Origin of the sequence: Methanobacterium sp. BAmetb5 (genome assembly GCF_003491305.1) — an archaeon.
Lineage (GTDB): Archaea > Methanobacteriota > Methanobacteria > Methanobacteriales > Methanobacteriaceae > Methanobacterium.
Window position 1 is genome coordinate 1702116 of the sequence record NZ_CP022706.1, and the last position, 20385, is coordinate 1722500.

The 20385-nt window shown below is 39.7% G+C and carries 24 protein-coding genes (1 of these 24 cut by a window edge); 19 read left to right on the plus strand and 5 right to left on the minus strand.

Features of this window, described 5'->3' with window-relative positions:
• Window positions 1-20 precede the first annotated feature (20 nt).
• The 10 genes from CIT02_RS08280 to CIT02_RS08325 all read left to right on the plus strand — a co-directional run bounded on the left by CIT02_RS08280 (window position 21) and on the right by CIT02_RS08325 (window position 8094).
• A complete protein-coding gene (locus CIT02_RS08280; protein ID WP_292611456.1) occupies window positions 21-590 on the plus strand; it encodes a class I SAM-dependent methyltransferase in 570 nt (189 codons plus the stop codon).
• Window positions 591-650: 60 nt separating this feature from the next.
• Window positions 651-1241 carry a GNAT family N-acetyltransferase gene (locus CIT02_RS08285; RefSeq protein WP_292611458.1) on the plus strand — a complete coding sequence of 197 codons (591 nt, stop codon included), beginning with the start codon at window positions 651-653 and terminating at the stop codon, window positions 1239-1241.
• Window positions 1242-1475: 234 nt separating this feature from the next.
• Window positions 1476-1961, plus strand: coding sequence for a MarR family winged helix-turn-helix transcriptional regulator (locus CIT02_RS08290; protein ID WP_292611460.1), 486 nt, complete (start codon window positions 1476-1478; stop codon window positions 1959-1961).
• On the plus strand, window positions 1954-3717 hold the full coding sequence (locus CIT02_RS08295; RefSeq protein WP_292611462.1) for an MFS transporter: 1764 nt from the start codon (window positions 1954-1956) through the stop codon (window positions 3715-3717). Before CIT02_RS08290 ends, CIT02_RS08295 begins: the two co-directional genes overlap by 8 nt.
• A 531-nt stretch (window positions 3718-4248) precedes the next feature.
• Complete coding sequence (locus tag CIT02_RS08300) at window positions 4249-4713, plus strand: flavodoxin domain-containing protein (RefSeq protein WP_292611464.1); 465 nt, start codon at window positions 4249-4251, stop codon at window positions 4711-4713.
• 34 nt (window positions 4714-4747) lie between these two features.
• Window positions 4748-5566, plus strand: a complete 819-nt coding sequence (locus tag CIT02_RS08305) for an EFR1 family ferrodoxin (protein ID WP_292611467.1) — start codon at window positions 4748-4750, stop codon at window positions 5564-5566.
• Between the two features lie 109 nt (window positions 5567-5675).
• Entirely contained in the window at window positions 5676-5960 is a 285-nt protein-coding gene (locus CIT02_RS08310; RefSeq protein ID WP_048072686.1) for a winged helix-turn-helix domain-containing protein, read from the plus strand.
• 38 nt (window positions 5961-5998) lie between these two features.
• Window positions 5999-6331 carry a hypothetical protein gene (locus tag CIT02_RS08315; RefSeq protein WP_292611471.1) on the plus strand — a complete coding sequence of 111 codons (333 nt, stop codon included), beginning with the start codon at window positions 5999-6001 and terminating at the stop codon, window positions 6329-6331.
• Window positions 6332-6611: 280 nt separating this feature from the next.
• On the plus strand, window positions 6612-7505 hold the full coding sequence (locus tag CIT02_RS08320; RefSeq protein ID WP_292611473.1) for a hypothetical protein: 894 nt from the start codon (window positions 6612-6614) through the stop codon (window positions 7503-7505).
• 85 nt (window positions 7506-7590) lie between these two features.
• Window positions 7591-8094 carry a flavodoxin family protein gene (locus tag CIT02_RS08325; RefSeq protein ID WP_292611475.1) on the plus strand — a complete coding sequence of 168 codons (504 nt, stop codon included), beginning with the start codon at window positions 7591-7593 and terminating at the stop codon, window positions 8092-8094.
• Between the two features lie 86 nt (window positions 8095-8180).
• Here the strand turns inward: CIT02_RS08325 and CIT02_RS08330 are convergent, their stop codons facing one another.
• From CIT02_RS08330 to CIT02_RS08350, 5 genes are all read right to left on the minus strand, one after another.
• Window positions 8181-8561 carry an ectoine synthase gene (locus tag CIT02_RS08330; RefSeq protein ID WP_292611477.1) on the minus strand — a complete coding sequence of 127 codons (381 nt, stop codon included), beginning with the start codon at window positions 8559-8561 and terminating at the stop codon, window positions 8181-8183.
• Window positions 8539-9837 carry a diaminobutyrate--2-oxoglutarate transaminase gene (ectB, locus tag CIT02_RS08335; protein ID WP_292611480.1) on the minus strand — a complete coding sequence of 433 codons (1299 nt, stop codon included), beginning with the start codon at window positions 9835-9837 and terminating at the stop codon, window positions 8539-8541. The genes CIT02_RS08330 and ectB overlap by 23 nt, the downstream gene beginning before the upstream one ends.
• A 43-nt stretch (window positions 9838-9880) precedes the next feature.
• Complete coding sequence (gene ectA / locus CIT02_RS08340) at window positions 9881-10390, minus strand: diaminobutyrate acetyltransferase (protein ID WP_292611482.1); 510 nt, start codon at window positions 10388-10390, stop codon at window positions 9881-9883.
• A 371-nt stretch (window positions 10391-10761) separates the two neighbouring features.
• Window positions 10762-11925: an aldo/keto reductase gene (locus CIT02_RS08345; RefSeq protein WP_292611484.1), complete on the minus strand. Its 1164-nt coding sequence runs from the start codon at window positions 11923-11925 to the stop codon at window positions 10762-10764.
• A 141-nt stretch (window positions 11926-12066) separates the two neighbouring features.
• Window positions 12067-13089 carry a prenyltransferase/squalene oxidase repeat-containing protein gene (locus CIT02_RS08350; RefSeq protein ID WP_292611486.1) on the minus strand — a complete coding sequence of 341 codons (1023 nt, stop codon included), beginning with the start codon at window positions 13087-13089 and terminating at the stop codon, window positions 12067-12069.
• A 156-nt stretch (window positions 13090-13245) separates the two neighbouring features.
• Here CIT02_RS08350 and CIT02_RS08355 point away from each other — a divergent pair, with 156 nt between their 5' ends.
• From CIT02_RS08355 to CIT02_RS08395, 9 genes are all read left to right on the plus strand, one after another.
• Entirely contained in the window at window positions 13246-13548 is a 303-nt protein-coding gene (locus CIT02_RS08355) for a DUF6506 family protein (protein ID WP_292611488.1), read from the plus strand.
• Window positions 13549-13933: 385 nt separating this feature from the next.
• Window positions 13934-14707, plus strand: coding sequence for a class I SAM-dependent methyltransferase (locus CIT02_RS08360; protein ID WP_292611491.1), 774 nt, complete (start codon window positions 13934-13936; stop codon window positions 14705-14707).
• Window positions 14708-14782: 75 nt separating this feature from the next.
• The gene (locus CIT02_RS08365; RefSeq protein ID WP_292611493.1) at window positions 14783-15502 is read left to right on the plus strand and encodes a hypothetical protein; all 720 of its coding nucleotides are present in this window, start codon (window positions 14783-14785) and stop codon (window positions 15500-15502) included.
• Between the two features lie 236 nt (window positions 15503-15738).
• On the plus strand, window positions 15739-16083 hold the full coding sequence (locus CIT02_RS08370; protein WP_292611495.1) for a PadR family transcriptional regulator: 345 nt from the start codon (window positions 15739-15741) through the stop codon (window positions 16081-16083).
• On the plus strand, window positions 16076-16687 hold the full coding sequence (locus CIT02_RS08375) for an HAAS signaling domain-containing protein (protein ID WP_292611497.1): 612 nt from the start codon (window positions 16076-16078) through the stop codon (window positions 16685-16687). Before CIT02_RS08370 ends, CIT02_RS08375 begins: the two co-directional genes overlap by 8 nt.
• Before the next feature lie 19 nt (window positions 16688-16706).
• The gene (locus tag CIT02_RS08380; protein WP_292611499.1) at window positions 16707-17045 is read left to right on the plus strand and encodes a winged helix-turn-helix domain-containing protein; all 339 of its coding nucleotides are present in this window, start codon (window positions 16707-16709) and stop codon (window positions 17043-17045) included.
• A gap of 627 nt (window positions 17046-17672) precedes the next feature.
• On the plus strand, window positions 17673-18794 hold the full coding sequence (locus CIT02_RS08385; RefSeq protein WP_363123637.1) for an ABC transporter permease: 1122 nt from the start codon (window positions 17673-17675) through the stop codon (window positions 18792-18794).
• Window positions 18787-19455 carry an ABC transporter ATP-binding protein gene (locus CIT02_RS08390; protein WP_292611503.1) on the plus strand — a complete coding sequence of 223 codons (669 nt, stop codon included), beginning with the start codon at window positions 18787-18789 and terminating at the stop codon, window positions 19453-19455. Before CIT02_RS08385 ends, CIT02_RS08390 begins: the two co-directional genes overlap by 8 nt.
• Before the next feature lie 90 nt (window positions 19456-19545).
• Window positions 19546-20385, plus strand: the 5' portion of a protein-coding gene (locus tag CIT02_RS08395; RefSeq protein WP_292611505.1) for an FtsX-like permease family protein. 213 nt of this gene lie beyond the right edge of the window; 840 of the gene's 1053 nt are visible here — the first part of the coding sequence; the start codon lies at window positions 19546-19548; its stop codon lies off the right edge, out of view.

Here is a 20385-nt window from a genome sequence, read left to right on the forward strand (position 1 = left end):
GTTAACTGGGAGGGATCAAGATGTTAACTAAGTTTCGATTGAAAATGTTAAACAGAGAAGCATCTTCAGCAAAAAATAAGCCTGTTGAAATCATAGAACACCTTAATATTCACAACGGAGATGTAGTAGGGGATATTGGGTGTGGTGGAGGATTTTTTACCCGTGAATTTTCCCGGGAAGTGGGAAGTAAGGGACAGGTCTACGCCATTGACACTCATCAAAAATCTCTCGAGTATATAGGGGATGATATTCAAAAGGAAGGCATTCAAAACGTACAAACTATTCTGGCTAATCCGGACTGGATAAAGTTACCTGAAAAAAGAGTGGACCTCTTTTTCTTGCGTAACGTGTTCCACCACATCTCTAACCAGATTGAATATTTCCAGAACCTCAAGGGTTCCCTGAAAGATAACGGAAAAATAGCATTCATTGATTACAATAGGAAGAAACTCAGTTTCACCGGCATTTTTGGACATTACACTTCAGAAATTGTTCTTTTAGATGTCATGAAACAGGCTGGATTTTCCCTTCTGGAAAAACATGATTTTTTACCGGACCAGTTGTTTATGATCTTTGAAAAGGGACCATGAACTATCTGGTGAAGTATTCATATTCTAACAATATAGATTTTGAGTGAATTGGTGGATGGAATGTCAATAAAATCTTCAGTTAAAGAACATTTTACCAGCAATCCTTTAAAGGATCATTTTGAAGGTAGTTCCCTAAAAAGTCACTGGGATTACTTTTTCCAGGATGAATCAGGAAATGAAATTTCCCAAGAGTTTAAATTCCACAATGAACTGAATTTCAGGAAATTCACCCGGCAAGACCTGGATGAATGTGCCCTCCTTTTTAAAAAGGTGTTTTTTGCTGATCCCTGGTACGATGAATGGGGGTCCTGGGAACAATCCCGAAAATATTTAAAGGAACTGGTGGAAAACCCGGTTTTTGAAGGATTTGTAATGGGTGAGAATTCTAAAATCGTGGCGGTCTGTCTGGGGCATCAAAGATCCTGGTGGAGGGGGAAGGAGTTCTTTGTGGATGAATTATTTGTTGAAAATGAGAGGCAAGGGAATGGTATTGGTGGTGAAACAGTAAATCTCCTGTTTAAGGTCCTGCGTGAAGCAGGATACACTCGCGTTATACTTTTAACCAATAAAGGAATACCTGCTGAGACTTTTTATCTTAAAAATGGGTTTTACAACAATGAAAATAGGACAGTTATGGTTAAAGAACTGTAAATTACTCAAATACTAAATATTTATGGTTTTTTTAACATTTATTGATGCCATATGGCACTTTTTTTCTAATTACTAACTTCCGGGGTTATTTCACATTATGAAAACACACTCTGATTCTTGTTGTCTATACAATTGTTGCATAAGCAACATATTTATATAGTATCAGATCTAACTCTGTAATTACATCAAATATTGTATCAATTTTTTCTAAAATCACTTTTTCTGGTGTTAATTGTGAATAAGATTAAAAAAATATGCGAAAATGATCTTAACGATGTTCCATTGGGTATTTTCGTCTCCATAATCCACAGAACTCGAATGATGTATCTGAACAATGAACTGAAAAGTTTGAATGTTACTGCCAGCCAATTTCTCTATTTAATTGGACTTTACAAGAAGGAAGGTCAGACACAGGAAGATCTGGCCACCCACTTCTTTATAGATAAGGGGACTGTGGCCCGGGGAGTGAAAAAACTGGAAGACAAGGGATTCATCTGCCGCAGGATTGATCCAGAAAACCGTAGAAGATACCTTCTTTACCTCACACCCGAGGGCAAAGCATTGATGCCCAATATACTCGGCATAATTCAGGATTGGGAAGATTCAATGAGTGAAGGATTAACTGACACTGAAAAGAATAGAATAAGTGAATTATTAAAAAAATTAACCATTAAAGCTTTGACCAAGCTGCATGGCACGGAGGAAAACCTGGATGAATAATAACGTTTCTAAAGGGGGCAATTCGCCTCTCAGCTCATCAGAAGATAAAGGAAAAAAAGGACTGGATTATAAATGGATAGCACTATTCAACGTTATAATTGCCTCCATGATGGGAACCATCAACGGTAGCATAACCCTGATATCTCTTCCCGCTATCTTCAACGGCATTCACATTGACCCTTTAACCTCTTTCCAGTATCTTTTATGGATACTGATGGGATACGGACTGGTAACCGCCACCCTGCTTTTGAGTTTCGGGCGGCTGTCAGATATGTACGGTCGGGTGAAGCTTTTTAAACTGGGATTTTTGATATTTACCGTAGGCTCAATACTGCTTTACCTTACCCCGTCCACTGGTGATGCCGGAGCCATAGAAATCATCCTCTTCAGGATAGTTCAGGCTGTGGGCAGTGCCCTGACCATGGCCAACAGTTCGGCCATACTAACCGATGCTTTCCCGGTGAGTGAGAGAGGAAAGGCCCTTGGTATAAACATGGTGGCCCTTATGTCTGGCCAATTTGTGGGACTCCTCCTGGGAGGAATACTGGCGGTCTTCGACTGGAGATACGTATTCCTGGTAAGTGTACCCTTTGGAATCTTAGGGACAGTCTGGTCCACCTTCAAACTTAAAGAAGTCTCACTCCGTGCCCCCAAAACCAAACTGGACATCTGGGGAAATCTCACTTTCGTCTCAGGTATAACCATACTCCTACTGGGAGTAACCTACGGATTAATGCCCTACGGCAGTGACGCCATGGGTTGGAACAACCCCTGGGTCATGGTCTCAATGATAGGGGGATTCATCCTCCTGGCACTCTTCCCAGTGGTGGAAAGTAAAGTGGAAAACCCCATGTTCCGACTGGACCTTTTCAAGATAAAAATGTTCAGTTACGCCAACGTTGCTGGTTTCCTTAGTTCACTGAGCAGGGGAGGTATGATGTTCATGCTCATACTTCTTCTCCAGGGGATATGGTTACCTCTACATGGATACAGCTATGAATCCACCCCATTCTGGGCTGGAGTTTACATGTTACCCCTCACCCTGGGAGTGATAATAATGGGGCCCATCTCTGGAATACTCTCCGATAAATACGGCCCCCGCTGGATCGCCACCATAGGGATGGTAATGAACACCATCGGATTTTTGGCCTTAGCCGCACTTCCTTATAACTTTAATTACTGGGAATTAGGTTTAACCCTGTTCTTCATGGGACTGGGCAGTGGGATGTTCGGTTCACCAAACAGCGCATCCATAATGAACTCCGTACCTCCCCAGGAAAGGGGTGTAGCTTCCGGCATGCTGACCACCATAATGAACACGGCTTTCACTGCCAGTATGGCTATTTTCTTCACCATAGTCATTGTGGGAATAACCCAGCGCTTCCCGGATGCCATTGCCTCCTCCCTGGTAAATATTGGGGCAGTACAACTGGCCCCAGTCCTCAGTAACATACCACCAACTGGAGCGCTGTTCTCGGCATTCCTGGGTTACAACCCGGTTGAAACCATCTTAAGCAGTGTACCCTCAGCAGTGGTTAGCCACATACCTCCGGCAACCTTAACTACCCTAACTGGAACTACCTGGTTCCCATCCACACTGGCTGAAGCTTTCATGCCCTCATTGAGAGTTTCATTCTATATTGGGGCTTTCTTCTGTGGTCTGTCAGCTATACTATCTGCTCTTCGTGGTGAAAGGTACATCCATGAGCTGGAAGTAATCAAAATCAATCCAGATGAGGATAAAACCAAGGAATAACCTACAGAATGGAGATAATTCTCCATTTTTAAACTTTTTTTTAATTTTAACTTTTTTTACTTTAACTAAACGTTAAAATAAATAGAAACGCTTCTCTTTATTTGACAAAAGACCTATTTTTGACACTGGATCTTTAACTGTAGACTATTTCAAATTCTTAAACTTCAACTGTAGAATGAGTATTCCATCATTTTTCAACGGTAGAACTCTGATTTTTCGTTTGATAAGTTACTGTAGACTACATCAAAACAAATTTCGTCCAATTAAAATTCAGTGAAGGGCTAGTTCAGACTCTTATATAAAATAGTTTATTTTATAATTAAAAAATTAGAGCTGCAAAATAATGTCGGGGATTGATTTTAAAAGATGATTAAACCATTGAAAATTTTATTATTAAGTAATACATATACAGACGAACAAGACACTTTTAGATAAATCTCTTTTCAAAGCTGGTCAGGGCACTGATTAGGGGAAATAGTGTTGGAATTTAAGGAACTTTAATAAAAAAATCGTTAAAAAGGGGGTTTTTGTATGAAAATAGGAATTGTAGTCTATTCTGAAACTGGGCACACCTATTCTGTGGCGGAAAAACTACAGGAAAAATTACAGGCCAATGGACATTTGGTAGATATTGAACGGGTAACCACAGGGGGTGATGTGAATCCAGGGTCCAAGAACGTCACCTTCCAGAATCAACCCGATGTACAGAGTTATGATGCACTGGTATTCGGTTCTCCAGTGCACGCATTTAACCTTGCACCGGCTATGGCAGCCTATCTGGAGCAGATTCAATCTCTGCAGGATAAAAAAATTGCCTGTTTTGTCACAAAAGGGCTGCCTTTTAACTGGACTGGGGGAAATAAGGCCATCAGTAAAATGAAAAAAATCTGTCAGTCCAAAGGAGGGACTGTGGTGGGAACAGACATCATAATATGGAGAGACAATGTTGATGAAAAGATTGAGGAGTTAATTCGAAGATTCAGTGTATTATTCTAATTTTTTTAAATTTTTCAATTAAACGGGGGTTATCATGGGCGTTGAGATCTATTATTTTTCAGGCACAGGGAATTCGCTTCATGTAGCCCGAGAGTTGAAAAAACGAATTCCAGATACAGAATTAATTCCTTTAATCAGGCTTCTAGATAAAGAAACGATTGAAATCAGTGCTGATACAGTTGGTTTTGTTTTTCCCATCCACATGGCAATGTCCCCCGGACCAGTAAGAAAATTTATAGATAAATTGGACTTAAAATCCGCAGAATATATTTTTGCCATAGCAACTAGGTTTGGCACCCCTCATAGAGCATTTATTGATGTAGAGAATCGATTGAAGAAAAAGGGTAAACTTTTGGATTCATTTTTTTCAGTCAATATGGCCAGTAATGACCCTAAATTCGATGATTGGCATGAAGCCACAGAAGAAGAAATAGCTGATCTCGATGTTGAAGTCCAAAATAGTCTGGATTTAATCCAGAAAATTATTTTAAATAAAGAACAAAGCCGCAAAAAAGATACAACATTTACTAGTGACATGCCTGCATTCTCGATTATATCCGTTTTTCTTCCCTTTCTTAATAGATTTTACAGTGTACAATTTTATTCTGATTCAAAGTGTGTGAGTTGTGGGACTTGTGAAAAGGTTTGCCTCTCAGAAAAAATAAAATTAATTAACGAAGAACCGTTATGGCAGAAAGAGATTCCATGCTTTTCCTGTTATGCATGTATCAATTATTGCCCACAGCAAGCCATCCAGATTAAATCCCCACGATTTTTAAAAACTTATACTGAAGTTAATGGGAGGTATTCCCATCCTTATGCCACAGTGGAGGATATTGCTAGACAAAAATGATTTAAAACATTCATAATATTATTTATATCTATATTGTGATAAAAAATCTATTCACGGATTCATATAATAATGCGCATTAATAACTTTGATCCATTTGCAGGAGTCCTTTATGAAGAAAGTGTTTTTATGGTGGTTAATTGCGGGAAATAAAGGCGGGGAGAACCGTGGTAGAATAATAGTTGAACTGAATAAAAGGCCCTACAATGCTAATAAACTCGCTGAAAAACTTTCCCTGGATTATAAAACCATCAGACACCATATAGATATTTTAGAGGAAAACAACTTAGTTGAATCCACTGGAGAAAAGTATGGTGCCTTGTATTTCCTTTCAGATGAGATGGAAAAAAATTATAACTTATTCCTGTCGATTTGGGAAGAATTTAAGGAAGAATAAGCCACAATAAACGAAATTAAAAGGATAAGGTGTAAAAGATGTTAATGGAAATTAATTTGTATGGTATTTTAAATTTAATACCCACTCTGCTTGCTTTGGTTAAAGCATCTGCTTTGATAACCAGTATTGCCAATATTATCCTTTTAATTGGAATGCTCTACGTCTATGTGGAGCGATACCTTAAGGTGAAGTCCAAATTCACCACTACCCTGGTGTTATTTGCCTCACTCTTCCTGGTTCAAAACATCTTATTCTCAGTCTATTTCGTATTCAATCCTCCGGCAACCATCATCAATGCTCTGTTACCTTTAATATTTTTAGGACTGGAATTCACGGCCCTGGCACTACTTTTAATGATTACCAGGGAATAATATTTTTTTGTTATTTCAGATATCCAACTATTAAAACCTATTTTTTCTGGAAGTCTGTGTCCTGATTTTTTATCATTGGAAAATCCAGGGATGCCTTAATTCGGATCGAATTTGGAGGGAAAGAAGAATAAATGCTGAGTAAATTTTGGAAAAAGTTCTTTTAAGTGTTTAAACTAAAATTAAGTAACGGTAAGAACTCAAAAAAATTCAAAGGATTCCCCGTAGGGGAGGTATGGTTTGAACCACCTTTGAGTTAAAAATAAAAAAAGGAGATTAAGAAATGGTAGATGTAAAAGAAATTAAATCTATTAAACTGACACCCTTTACCCGGATGTCAGCTTCAATATACGGAATTTTGGGTTTTATTGGTGCAGTGGTGATGTTAATTGCCCTGATTATTGTACAGGCCACAGGATTAATCCCTCAAATAGGGCAGTTTAATCTAGTGACTGGACTGGGGATACCTTTAATTGTTCTCCTACCCATCGGGGCATTTTTCAGTACTATAGTGGTAAGCTTTTTCTCAGTGCTGCTTTACAACCTGTTAGTGCCTAAATTAGGTGGAGTTAAGTTGGAATTAGAGGGTAATGAAGTGGAAAAAATTCCAGTGATCTCATTTTCCCTGATCCAGTCTGCCATTGGGGCTATATGGGCCTTTATAGTTGGATTGGTATTAGCAGCGGTGATTTCACCTCTTTTATCCTTTATCAGTGCAGTCAGCACCATGCCGGCAGCAGCTAACATAACCGCCAACATAACCAATGTTTCGGGTGCAGCGTTACCTGGTGGGGCAGAAGTTGGAGCTGCGGGGATAATCGTGGCCCTGGTTTTAATAATCGGCCTGCCCATACTGATGTTTGTATTTGGATTCATCTGGAACGCTTTATTCGCACTGTTCTACAACTACATAGTCACCAGAGTAGCTAAAATCCAGTTGGACTTCGGTCAAATTACTGGAAGCCTACATGAACTTAGACACATACCCGTACTACCAACAGCCCTAGCAGTAGCCCTTGTTTTCACATTGTTAGGTCTCATATCAGGCATATTGTCTGGAAACTATGGTGAATTTATAACCAATTTCATCACCTACTTCATAGAAACCGCGTTAATTGCCATTCTATACAACTACCTGGCACCTAAAATTGGTTCAATCAAATTAAATCTGGAATAAATCCAGATTTTTTTTATTTTTTTGTATAATTTCCGGGGATGTGGATAAGACCTTAAAAGGGGAATGAAGTAAGGGGTGGAAAAGAATGGAAAAAGAAGGAAAGATGGATCAGTTGCCACAGAAAAATTTACTGGTTTTATATTCATATCATCATCAAAATACACTGAAAATAGCTAAAGTTTTTTCTAAAGTTCTTAATGCACCGATAAAAGAACCAAATGAAATTGATCCAGATACGCTTCTGGAGTATGACTTGGTAGGTTTCGGCTCCGGGATTTACAGTGCCAAACACCATGAATATCTGCTAGAACTGGCGGATAAACTACATCTGGTGATGGATGAGAAAGCATTTCTCTTTTCAACTAGTGGAATAACTGGGAAATCCAAGGCATACCAGGATCACGCTGCACTCCGGGAAAAACTAGAATCAAAGGGGTACGTGATCGTTGATGAATTCCAGTGTAAGGGTTTTAACACCAATAGTTTTTTGAAACTGTTTGGGGGAATGAATAAGGGCCGACCCAATGCCAGGGATCTTAAAGACGCCGAGGACTTTGCGGGGAATTTGAAAAGAACACCAGAATTATAGTTATCATTCTTTAAGGGTTGTTTAAAAAATGTGGTTTATCATCGGGTAAGTAAGATAAAATCACTAGGGGGGCATTTTTTGGGGCATCAGTAAGAACCATCCTCGTCATGGACTTCATCCCCCACCAGTGGGGGGTTAAAAACACATAAAAGCCGCAGATCCTTGTTGTAAGCCCGGAGGTAGTGCCGGTCGTTTTTATCAAGGGCGTACATTGTGCCGGGTTTGATGGGATATACCGTGCCATCTTCGGTGGTTTCTATCTCTCCCTCACCATCCACACAGTAAACCGCCTCTAAATGGTTTTTGTACCATATCAAAGTTTCAGTGTTGGCGTAGATTATGGTTTCATTGAGGGAAAAGCCCATATTGTCTTCTTCCCGCAGGAAACGTTTGCTAACCCAGTTCCCGTTTTCAGCGAAAACTTCCCGGGGAGTGCCTTCAACTTCATCCATGGTTCTGACTATCATGGTTTAAACCCTCAAGTATAGCTTCCCTTCTTTCCATAACTGCCTGTACAGAATCTTCTATTATCTGCAGTCCTTCCTGGAGAAGATCATTTTCAATGGTTAGGGGTGGTAGGAGTTTAAGCACATCATCGTTGGCACCAGCCAGTTCAATGAGCAGATATTGTGAAAATGCTTCTTCAGACACATTGCTACAGAAACCCATTAAAGGAACCTTAAGTCCGTATATCATGCCACGACCACGCACCTCTGCCTGTATTTCAGGGTATTGGTTTTTTATTCCCGTTAATTTTTCCTTAATAATTTTTTCCTTGTTATAAACAGCATTAGAGAGATTATCATTTTCCCAGTAGCTTAAAAGCTCTGTGGCTGCCACAAAAGCAAGGTTGTTTCCCCGGAATGTTCCGGTGTGTTCTCCGGGTTTCCACTGGTCTAGTTCTCCTTTCATCAGCACCATGGATAAGGGTAAGCCCCCTCCAATTGATTTGGAAAGGGTGATAATGTCCGGGTTGATCCCGGCATTTTCAAAACTGAAGAAAGTCCCGGTTCGACCGTTTCCTACCTGGATATCATCCACAATTAGCAGTATATCAAAATCTTTACATATCTGCTCGATTTCTCTCAGCCATTCATCACTGGCTACATTTATACCACCCTCTGCCTGGATGGTCTCCAGTAGTACCGCTGCCGGCAGGTCCACACCACTACTTTGATCTTCCAGAAACTTCCGGAGGTAGTGTGCGGTGTTAACATCTTCTCCTAGGTATCCATCAAAGGGCATGAAACTCACATTGGCCCGGTTGATGAATGCTTCGTCCCTATAGAATTCATTGGCAGTTACTGCCATGGAACCCATGGTCAGACCGTGAAAGGCATTGGTAAAGGCAATGATATTGGATCTTCCTTTAACCATTCTAACTAATTTCAATGCTGATTCAACGGCATTGGTACCAGTTGGCCCTGTAAACTGTATTTTATACTCCATGTGTCTTGGTTGCAGGATGGTGTCGTAGAATTTTTCTAAGAATACTTTTTTGGCGGTGGTGGCCTGATCCAGGCCGTGGATAATGTAGTCCTCTTTTAAATAGTTAATCAGGGCTTCTGAAACCAGTGGATTATTATGTCCATAGTTCAATGTCCCGGCACCTGCAAAAAAATCAATATATTCTTTTCCCTGTTCATCAATCAATGTGGCACCTCTGGCTTTCTGGAATATGGCAGGGAAACTTCTTATATAACTACGTACTTGTGATTCGTGTTCCTTGAATGTTTTCATCATATCACGCTGATTTCAATCTATTTTATTTAATTTCCTTCATTATCTACCTATTTAAGGGTCCTATTTGGAGAAGTAACTCTTCTTCATGAGGTGGATTGCCAAAGATTTCTGGGGTAAAAAAAGATGTTTTCTCTAAATTTGTATCCAGATTAGATGCGATATTCTCAAATAAAGCCATGGAAGCATCATTGGTGGGGGTCACTGTGGTTTCAATAAATTCAATGGATTGGGTTTCTTTTCGGTGGAGGATATTTTCTATCATCTGGGTGGCCAGGCCTTGACCACGCATGGTGGGGAGCACCGCCACCTGCCATATAAAAAGGTTGTTTTCCTGGTGCGGATTAATGTAAGCGGATATGAAACCTATTATTTTATCATTCCACTCTGCTACTGCACTGGTATGGTCAAAATGAGTACATATCAAGAGGTAACTGTATACAGAGTTGATCTCTAATGGTCTGCTTTTTTTTACCAAATGATAAATTTGATTTCCGTCTTTTATTTGGGGGGTTCGGATTGTTACTGGTTGATTTTCATCATTTTCTGGGTGCATGGGTAAATTTTTCTTGGGCATACCTTAAAAAATGTTCGGTAAAAAGTTAATTTTAAGCGGTTTCAAACGGTATTCCGGTGATTAATTAATGGATTAACTTTTTAGTAAGTCCAATTCAACTATTTTTAACATGGTTTGCGATGGCGGAATCAATTAAAGTTTGAAAATTAAAAATTTATTTATTTTTTTTAGTTTTTTATTACTTTAGAGGGATATCTTCGTATTAACATACGTTTCGTGGTTAATTTATGGGAATTTATTTTTTTTAATTCTCAGTTGAATCTGGTTTTTAAATAAAATCCCTGATTTAAGGGATTTCAATTATTAACAATGTTAAAGAACTTAAAACTTTAGATTCAACCATTGCCAATTTATTCATTATTTTGTTCAAAGGTTTCCACAGTTTCCTGGAGATATTTGCTTATTGCTATGTTCTGGGTGCATTTTTCCTCACACTCACCGCATTGGGTGCAGAATGATGCACTGCCTCCCTTAGCTTTTAGGAACTTGTAATTTCCCGAGGGTTTTTCCAGGTTCTGATATAGATAAACATCATTTAACAGGTTTAGATTCAGGGGAATGTCCACTCCTTCGGGACAGGGCATGCAGTAACCACAGGCAGTACAACCAACGTGTGTCCGGGCCTTATAAGTCTTCCGAACTTTTTCTATCAAATCTCTCTCACTTTCAGTCAAACTGTGGGTTTGTCCATCATTAGCAATCCTTAGATTCTCTTTAACATCTTCCAGGGTACTCATGCCGCTTAGAACAATGTTCACTTTACTTTGGTCCCAGAGGAACCTTAAGGCCCATTCTGCTGGTGTTCTTTTAACCGGGGCACTGTCCCATATAGCCTGAATATCAGAGGGAATATTTCTCACCAGGCAACCACCACGCAGTGGTTCCATAACCACGGTTCCCAAACCTTGGGATGCAGCGTATTCCAGGCCGACTTTCCCGGCCTGGAAGTCCTGGTCCATGTAGTTGTATTGTATCTGGGAAAAGCTCCAGGGATAAGAGTCCACTATCTCTTTGAATAGTTTAAGTTCATCATGGAATGAAAAACCAGCGTATCCTATCCGACCATCTTCCCGGGCTGAGTCCAGAAACTGGAAAACATCCAGACTGGTCAAAGTTTCCCAGGTTCTCTGTCCCAGGCCGTGGAGGAGGTAAAAGTCAATACGGTCAGTTTGAAGCCTCCGGAGCTGTTCGTTAAGATAATAGTCCAGATCCTCCTTTTTGTTTATCAACCAGCTGGGTAATTTAGTGGATAAGTACACCTCATCACGGTATCCATCTTTCAGTGCATTTCCCAGTAGGATCTCGCTCTGACCACCCTGGGTGGCATCGAGGCCATGATAGGGATAAGCAGTGTCCACATAATTCACACCCTGGTCTATGGCGTGGTGCAGCATCTCTGTTGCCAGGGGTTCATTTATCCTTTCCGGGTTCCCATCCAGTATGGGAAGGCGCATGCATCCAAAACCAAGTATGGAAACTTTCTTGCCAGTTTTTCCAAAGTTTCTGTATAACATTTGAGATAATCCTCCAGTAAACGTAAGATATTCGATTTATCAAGTTATTCAATCTATTCTGAACATTTCTTTTTGTAAGTTCGGAAATATTAATCAACCAGTTTCTCCGTGGTTACCCTTCCCATCTTTAATTAAGAGTGATTAAAAATCCGAGTAAAACCTTTTAAAAATTCTACAGATGGATAGAGTAACCCATAATCGGGATGTTAACGTTCTCTTTTTATCCGGTTCTTTGTGAATTCGGGAATAGGACACCTTCCATAAACCGTCCGATTCCTGATGGTTAACTAACCAGTTCAATGCATTTTCAATGTCTGAATCTTCGGGGGAAAAACCCATCAGGGAAAGTGAATCCAGGGCCGTGACCAGATTGGTCCACCAGAATGGATACTGGAATCTTAACCAGTTATCTGGATGTTGATAAGAGGTCCAGTTGTCTTTTTTAAAGAATTTTGACTTTAAAAGCAGGGCAGCAGTCCGGGCTGCCTTGGATTTTTTGTAAGAAGGATGAACAGAAAATGCCCGGAGAACCATCCCTGTACCTGCTGCGGAGAAAGGCTGGGATTTATCCAAGGCCCGGGCAGTTTCCCTATTTTCATTGGAAGTTAAATCGTAAAGTTCCTGGCGGTTAAGATGGGTAATACCAGTGATACCCGGGCTGCCAATTACCCAGCCCCCATCACCCTGCCTCATTTTGAGGAGCCATCTGAACCCTTTTTCAATACGGGGGTCATCTGCGTAGCCTGCCAGGATAAGTAGGTACATCAATGCCCCGGTGTAATAGGGGGCATACTGGTTGGCTAAAATTCCCCGGATGTCTCCTTCATCAGTTTGACAGGAAAATACATACTCCGAAGCTTTCCTGATGGCAGGATGGGTGTTGTTCATCTGGTACTGTTGGATTAAGAATCTCAAAGCTTTCCAGGTTTCAATTAATGAATATTTAACGCCGGTATGTTTAGTTTTGCCTTTGGCTGGCCATGAACCGTCATCAAGCTGTTTTATTAGGAGTTTCTGGATCGGGGGCAAATTCCACAATTTAGTGACTGGATCCACCCATTCTTCCAGAATGTCTCTTCGGGTAAAATATGCAACTGCCGGGTCATCTGATTCTAAAAGTGGTTTTAATGGGTTGTATTTAAATTTAGTCATCAGATGGGTCATAAAATAACCTCAAATACTTGCGGATAACACAATATTTATCATGCTTAGTTAGTTCTTCCTGATGCAGATACCCTTTCCTTAATTAAAACGTAATCAGGATCTAATTATTAGCGTATGATAGTATTAAATAACAGGTTAGGGCATTAAATAAAAAACATGACAACTAAAGCCGCATTTATATTTGTTGCTCCGGAAGCTGATCCGCAAAAGCACTGTGCAGTAATTGAATCACCAGTAATTGAACTTTCGGTGGTTGGTGTTAAAAATTATCAGGAAGCAGAAGAAACTGCCCAAAAATTGGTTGCTGATGGTGTGACTGCCATTGAACTATGTGCCGGGTTTGGGAGTGAAGGAACTGCTCTTATTGCCCGGGCAGTGAAGGGAAAAGCAGTGGTAGGAGCAGTACGTTTTGATCTGCACCCTGCTTTTGACCACCGTAGTGGTGATGAACTGTTTTAAGAGTTGATTATAATCACAAAATTAGTTCTTAACCTTTCTTTATAAAAAAACTAAAAATATAGGGGTAATGGAAGATCTACAGTTAAGGTGTGGTTTAGTAGCCATTAAAGGTGTGTGTTGTGTTTGTATCTTATGAGGATCACCTGTTTAGGCCGTAGATCTTCCAATAAAAATACATGTTAAGGTTTTCCGTCTTTTCACTATTACTTTACTTATTTTAGCAATTCACTTTACACTGTTAATAGTAAATGTAAAAGTTTAATTATTTAAACTTTTCTATTCGTATGGTAAACTATGTCCATTTTAAAACAGGGTAAAGTTAAAATTAATACAAAAGGAGATCTAAATTCTATATTACAGTTAAATCTTATTTAAGGATGATATTATGGAACAATGGTACCAAAAACTTTTCAAAAATTTCGTAGATAAATATGAAGATGAATCATTCACCCAAGGAACAGTTGGAGAAGTCGATTTTCTCGAATCAGAAATAAACCATAATAAAAGCTGTAAAATATTAGACGTGGGTTGTGGAACAGGTCGACATGCCATTGAACTCACTAAACGAGGTTACCAGGTTACAGGTGTTGATTTATCTGCAAAAATGCTCAAAAAGGCCAGAGAAAAGGCAGCAGAATCGGGAGTGGTAATTGATTTTATAGAGGCCGATGCTCGAAAACTTCCCTTCCAGGGAGAGTTTGACCTGGTGGTCATGCTGTGTGAGGGTGGATTCCCCCTCATGGAAACCGATGAAATGAACTTCCAGATACTGGAAAGTGCCAGCCGATCATTAAAGAAGGGAGGTAAACTAATATTCACCACCTTAAATGGGCTTTTCCCCTTATTCCATTCAGTTAAAGATTTCATAAACTCTAATTCTGAATCTCAAACCAATAGGGAGAACTCATTTAATTTAATGACCTTCCGGGATGAGTACCAGATGGAAATAGAAGATGATGAAGGTAAGGTCCTTAATTTAAACTGTAATGAACGATACTACGTTCCCTCCGAAATAACCTGGTTGTTAAAATCTTTGAACTTCAACCCTGTAGATATTTACGGATGTAAACTCGGCAAATTCAGTAGAAACGATCCTTTAACCACGGAAGACTATGAAATGCTGGTTGTAGCTGAGTATTTAATAAATGAAAGTGATTAATGATTAGGGCTTAAAAAATGTAAATAATGGATTGTAAATCTATTTAAAATGAATTTAAGATAATGGGGCTTTTTAATGAAAATAAGAAGATCTGCACTGTTCTTGGTGTTGTTATCGGTTTTGATATTAACTGCTGGTGTATACACTACTAGTAACTGCCCTGGTTATGATTTTTTCTATCGAGGGGCGGTATTTAATGCCATGTTTCCCGATGGGGATGATATTTATAATAATCTCACTCCCATTGTTGAATCCAATAATAATCTATCCTGGCAGGTGGAGGGTGCGGATAAAAGGGTTCTAATGGTTGCATGGACTAAGTATCCGTCTAGCTATCCGATAGGGCAAAGTATCAAAACCTCTTGGGGTGATACCTGGGTGACGGCCTATCCCGAGGTGAAAAATTATTTTACCGCTCATCCCCCTTCTGGTGGGGATCCTAGATTAGAGGTTGCCCAGCTTTTAGGCCTACCCCCGGATACAAATAACTCCTATTTTGTGGAGTTATGGGTTAAACCCGTTGATTTATTCCGACCTTCGGCTGATAATGAGATAAATGATACAGTGGCCCAGTTATACTTCCCGGATAACACAGATATCTCCTACAAAATATGGTTCCTGAACAATACCCGCTACTCCTATTTTACCAAAAGATTACCCTGGACAAGATTGGGGTACACTTATCACTGGGAAAACCCGGAGTCAAAGGTAGGGCTCAGTGAATTCGTAATCCGGAAAAATTCAGAGGTAACAGTAAAATCACTGTCTTCCACGTCAGATTACTTGAAGCACTGATCTTATTTTCTTTTTTTATATTTTTTAGGCAGTGATTTTTATAAAATATGAATTAAAATCATTTTTTAAAAGATAAAATATCCATAAATTCTTTATTTTATCACATTATCAATTTATATGGTTTTTTCAAATAGGTTGTGGTTTTTTAATATCGGGAGTGGTGTGATCAACACCTGGTCCTAAACTATAAATAGTACCTTGCATTATACAGTACCTTGTAAGATGCAGTGATGATCATGAACACTCAATTTAAAAAGGGGGTACTAGAACTCTGTGTTCTGGTCCTTCTTGACAGAAAAGACTGTTATGGTTATGAAATGGTGGATGAAATCTCCAAAAATATCTCCATTTCTGAAGGAACCATTTACCCACTTCTTAAAAGGTTGAAAAAGGAGGGATTCCTGGATTCATATTTGAAAGAATCCCAGGGGGGCCCTCCTCGAAAATATTACCAGTTGACTACGTTGGGTAAGGTTAAAAAAGAAGAATTAGTTAAAGAATGGCGGAGTTTCTCCGTAGGTGTTAATAATTTATTATACTCTGAAATTACGAATGATTCGGGGGCCATTAAGGATGAATAAGGATGAATATCTAAAGGAACTTAGAAAACTCCTGAGAAAACTTCCAAAGGAGGACAGGGAAGACATAATTTCTGACTACGAAGAGCACTTTACAATTGGTATGGAAAAGGGCAGAACTGAAGAAGAAATCTCAAAGGCCCTGGGAAATCCCAAAAACGTGGCCAAGCAGATCAAAGCCGATCATATGGTCAAAAAGGCGGAGGATAAACCCTCAGTGGGTAGCATAATAGAAGCAATACTGGCAATAATGGGATTAGGTCTTTTTAATCTGATATTTGTGGCTGTGCCCGTTCTGGTGGTTGTAGCTATCATAATTACTCTGTTCGTGATTGGTTTTGTAATGATATTTGGAGGAATTTACTGGGTTCTGTTACCGTTGTTGAGCTTCATTTTCCCAAAATTGCTTTTGGCACCGTCGATTGGTCCAAACACTAGTGTATTGATGGATAGTCTATTCACCATGCTGGGTGGATTTGCGGTAACCATCGGGGGAATTCTTCTGGTGGTGGCCATGGTGTTCGTGTCTAAATGGTTCTACGAATTAATGATCAGATACCTGAAATTAAATTTAAGAATTATAGAAGGACGTAAAAAAGATATTTAATATATAGGGGGTTTGTAAGTTGAGAAAATTCCTATGGAAATTACTGGCCGGTACCAAGGGCGGATTAAACCGTGCCAGAATAATAGATGAACTAAAAAACCGTCCTTACAATGCAAATCAGCTGGCAGAAAGACTGTCTCTAAACTACAAAACAATAAAATACCACATTGAGGTTTTAGAGAAAAACAGCATAGTGACCTCAACCGGAAAAGGATACGGGGCATTGTATTTCCTATCGGACAAGATGGAAAAAAACTTCGATATTTTCCTGGAGATCTGGGACGAATTTAGAGTATCCAGCAGCAGCAACGTTTATTACCTGGCGAATAATGTCCCGGTAGAAGCAGCTCATCACTGAAATTAGAGATGTTTTATGGTGGTTTGAGGGGTTAAACTCACATATCTTTCCATTCAGCCTGGTTTATTTTTTTTAATTCTTTTTTTTTATTTTTATGTGTTTTTCTGCATTTGATTACTTAAATCATTATTAATGGTGTTTTTAAACGGATTATAAATTAGGATTGATCATTTTAGGTAATCTATTTTATTTAGGCTATTTTTCTGCATTTTTTTTATCTACATTAGGAGTGAATTTGGGTGTAATTTTTAGGGAACTCCGGGAGAAGTGGAATAAAAAACGGGGGAAATGAGGTTAAATTCTGGAATAACTATTTTTAAAGGTTTAAACTACTGTTATATTACAAATAGCATGAAGTTATCTAAAAGGAGGTAGTTTGAAAAGTTAATGGTTAAACAGTGAGTTTAAAGATCAGATGTCCTGATGAAAGTTGGTTAAAAATAAGTGAAAAAAATCAACTCCGATTATGCCGCCTCACTATTCCAACTGGAGGGACATTTTATTAATAATAAACATAGAGATTGCAGGCTTAAATTCAATTAATATGAAAAAATAAAGATTAAAATGGATTATTTTGCTAAATTGATTTAATTATTTGTATAAAATGAAATTTATCGTATAGAACGGGTGATTAATTTGTCATTTATTAAACTCATGGCCAAAAATCCCTTCAGGAATAAAGCTCGCCTGGCACTGGCAGTTATAGGGATTGCTATTGGGATAGCAACTATCGTGGCTTTGGGAATGGTTACGGAAGGACTCAAGGTAAGTATTGAAGAACAGTTGAAAACTGGTGGGGCCGACTTCGTGGTTATGAAAAACACCACTTCAGAATCATCATCAGGAACTTACTCCATAAAAAACAGTCGAGTAGATGAAATAAGTAAAATAAATGGAGTTAAACAGGCAGCAGGCGTTTATATTAGTAGCAGAACCATAGATGGTACTCAACTGGGTTTGGCGGGAATCAGATCCCAAGATCTGAACATGTTGGGGGCTAAAATGATAGGGGGAACTGCGTATTCAGATGATAAAAATGAAGTAGTACTGGGTAAACTGGCTGCTGAGAAGTTAAACAAGAGAGTAGGAGACACATTGACCTTTAACGGCAATAAATACACCATAACTGGAATATTTGAAACCGGAAATAAGGATCTGGATTCTGTGGGTGGATTGTCCCTGGAAAAACTCCAGGCCCTGGATGAAAATGAAGGAAAAGTGGACATGATCTACGTGAAGATCAACAGTGGTGCTGATTTAAAAACAGTCTCTCAATCAGTGGAAAAAGCATATCCTGGGGAGTTAACCACCATATCATCAATTGAGGATTTCCAAAAAGCTGATGACAGTTTACAAATGGTAGAAACCGCATCAATGGCAATTTCCCTCCTGGCTATCGTAATTGGTGGAATAGGTATTATAAACACCATGATCATGTCTGTATTCGAGAGAACCAGGGAGATAGGAGTCCTTAAAGCCGTGGGATGGAAGAGCAAGAGAATTCTTTCCATGATACTGGGAGAATCCATCGTACTGACCATACTAGCTGCTATTGTAGGAATAATTCTGGGAGTTATTGGAATTGAAGTCATTATAAACCTTTCAGCAACTCCTTTAGAACTAATATTCACTCCTGCCCTGGCTTTAAAGGCACTGGGCATCGCCATATTTGTTGGAGTAATTGGAGGATTATATCCTGCTATAAGGGCCAGTAGACTACCACCAACGGAGGCCTTGCGCTATGAATAATGGAAACATTGTGGAAATAAAAAATCTGGAAAAAAGTTACGATAAAGGTAGGATAAAGGCTTTGAATGGAATTGACCTGGAAATAGGAAAGGGAGAATTTGTATCCATCATTGGCCCCTCAGGTTCAGGTAAATCCACTCTGCTCAACATGATCGGTGCACTGGACACCGCCGATGCTGGTTCCATAAATGTTGCCGGGAATGATCTGAGAAAAATGAAGGATCTAAGTGCCTTCCGTTCCCAGAAGATGGGCTTCATCTTCCAGTTACACAACCTCATCCCCAACCTCACTGTACTGGAGAATGTACTCATCCCCATGTACGGAACGGGACGCAAGAACAATCAGATGATTGATCGGGCCATGGAGGTTCTAAAATACGTGAAATTACAGGATAAAGTTTCCAGAAAACCCACGGAACTATCCGGGGGAGAAAGGCAAAGAGTGGCCATTGCCCGTGCCCTGGCTAACCAACCTTCCATTATACTGGCTGATGAGCCAACCGGTTCTCTGGACTCAAAAAACGGGGAAATGATCCTTCAACGCCTTAAAGAACTCCATGAAAAGGAAAAAGTAACCCTGATCATGGTAACCCACGACATGAAGGTGGCCTCCATGGCCGAGAGAACCATTGAGGTCCTGGACGGAGAAATTCAGACCTGATTTTAAAATTTACCCGATGAATACGAGGGGGGTTTAATCCTCCTCCCCCTGGTTTAAAATTATTATTAGATGAAATGGAGTGAAAAGAAAATGGACCTATACAAACTGGCATTTAACAATATTAGAAGAAGAAAACTCAGAAGTGCCCTGACCATGCTGGGAATAATCATTGGCGCGGCCACTCTCATGGTGCTTCTGGGAGTAACTGCAGGTACAACCACGGCTATTAAGGATGAAACCAATTCTTATATGTATGATATAGCTATTTCTCCTGAATCAACCACGGGAACCTTATTAATGGATACAGACACGATATCCAAGATCCGAAATATGCCCCAACTGTATGACTTCCGGGAGGTAACCCTCTTATCCGAGGAAATAAATGGCACTCGATTATTCTTCGAAGGAACCAACAACTGGAAAGATGTTAAGATCATAAACGGTACTGAAGGAGTAGTAATCAACCAGGCAGTGGCTGATAAATTTGGTTATGGTATTGGGAGTAAAATAAAGGTTAAAGATCAAGAATTAACAGTGACCGGGGTATCTAAAGAAGTTACAGCCCTCTACGTTCACATAAACCAGGACCGGGCCAAACAGATCGCCGGTAACCGGGTGGGTGCCATCTACGCCCAGACCAATGGAGACCCTAAAACCGTAGCTGACGAGGTGGAAAAACAGGTAACTGGAGTTTCCGCAGTAACCAAATCAGATAAAGTGGAAGAAGTTCAAGAAATGACCAACCAAGCCCTGATATTCATGGGAATCATAGCCAGCATGGCCCTCCTGGTGGGAATCATCAGTGTGATCAACACCATGCTCATCAGTGTTATGGAACGAACCAGGGAACTAGGGGTTCTAAAGGCAATAGGATTCACTAACTGGGAAATAAAGGGAAGCATCCTATTTGAATCAGGTATTCTGGGATTT

What these genes read in the sequence shown, in the direction of transcription:
- CIT02_RS08300 (WP_292611464.1), top strand. Translation starts at nt 4,249, where the DNA reads ATGAAAATAGGAATTGTAGTCTATTCTGAAACTGGGCACACCTATTCT.
- CIT02_RS08295 (WP_292611462.1), top strand. Translation starts at nt 1,954, where the DNA reads ATGAATAATAACGTTTCTAAAGGGGGCAATTCGCCTCTCAGCTCATCA.
- ectA (WP_292611482.1), bottom strand. Translation starts at nt 10,390, where the DNA reads ATGCACCCAGAAAATGATGAAAATCAACCAGTAACAATCCGAACCCCC.
- CIT02_RS08320 (WP_292611473.1), top strand. Translation starts at nt 6,612, where the DNA reads ATGGTAGATGTAAAAGAAATTAAATCTATTAAACTGACACCCTTTACC.
- CIT02_RS08355 (WP_292611488.1), top strand. Translation starts at nt 13,246, where the DNA reads ATGACAACTAAAGCCGCATTTATATTTGTTGCTCCGGAAGCTGATCCG.
- CIT02_RS08370 (WP_292611495.1), top strand. Translation starts at nt 15,739, where the DNA reads ATGAACACTCAATTTAAAAAGGGGGTACTAGAACTCTGTGTTCTGGTC.
- CIT02_RS08330 (WP_292611477.1), bottom strand. Translation starts at nt 8,561, where the DNA reads ATGATAGTCAGAACCATGGATGAAGTTGAAGGCACTCCCCGGGAAGTT.
- CIT02_RS08375 (WP_292611497.1), top strand. Translation starts at nt 16,076, where the DNA reads ATGAATAAGGATGAATATCTAAAGGAACTTAGAAAACTCCTGAGAAAA.
- CIT02_RS08390 (WP_292611503.1), top strand. Translation starts at nt 18,787, where the DNA reads ATGAATAATGGAAACATTGTGGAAATAAAAAATCTGGAAAAAAGTTAC.
- CIT02_RS08305 (WP_292611467.1), top strand. Translation starts at nt 4,748, where the DNA reads ATGGGCGTTGAGATCTATTATTTTTCAGGCACAGGGAATTCGCTTCAT.
- CIT02_RS08310 (WP_048072686.1), top strand. Translation starts at nt 5,676, where the DNA reads ATGAAGAAAGTGTTTTTATGGTGGTTAATTGCGGGAAATAAAGGCGGG.
- CIT02_RS08285 (WP_292611458.1), top strand. Translation starts at nt 651, where the DNA reads ATGTCAATAAAATCTTCAGTTAAAGAACATTTTACCAGCAATCCTTTA.
- ectB (WP_292611480.1), bottom strand. Translation starts at nt 9,837, where the DNA reads ATGATGAAAACATTCAAGGAACACGAATCACAAGTACGTAGTTATATA.
- CIT02_RS08360 (WP_292611491.1), top strand. Translation starts at nt 13,934, where the DNA reads ATGGAACAATGGTACCAAAAACTTTTCAAAAATTTCGTAGATAAATAT.
- CIT02_RS08350 (WP_292611486.1), bottom strand. Translation starts at nt 13,089, where the DNA reads ATGACCCATCTGATGACTAAATTTAAATACAACCCATTAAAACCACTT.
- CIT02_RS08315 (WP_292611471.1), top strand. Translation starts at nt 5,999, where the DNA reads ATGTTAATGGAAATTAATTTGTATGGTATTTTAAATTTAATACCCACT.
- CIT02_RS08280 (WP_292611456.1), top strand. Translation starts at nt 21, where the DNA reads ATGTTAACTAAGTTTCGATTGAAAATGTTAAACAGAGAAGCATCTTCA.
- CIT02_RS08365 (WP_292611493.1), top strand. Translation starts at nt 14,783, where the DNA reads ATGAAAATAAGAAGATCTGCACTGTTCTTGGTGTTGTTATCGGTTTTG.
- CIT02_RS08345 (WP_292611484.1), bottom strand. Translation starts at nt 11,925, where the DNA reads ATGTTATACAGAAACTTTGGAAAAACTGGCAAGAAAGTTTCCATACTT.
- CIT02_RS08325 (WP_292611475.1), top strand. Translation starts at nt 7,591, where the DNA reads ATGGAAAAAGAAGGAAAGATGGATCAGTTGCCACAGAAAAATTTACTG.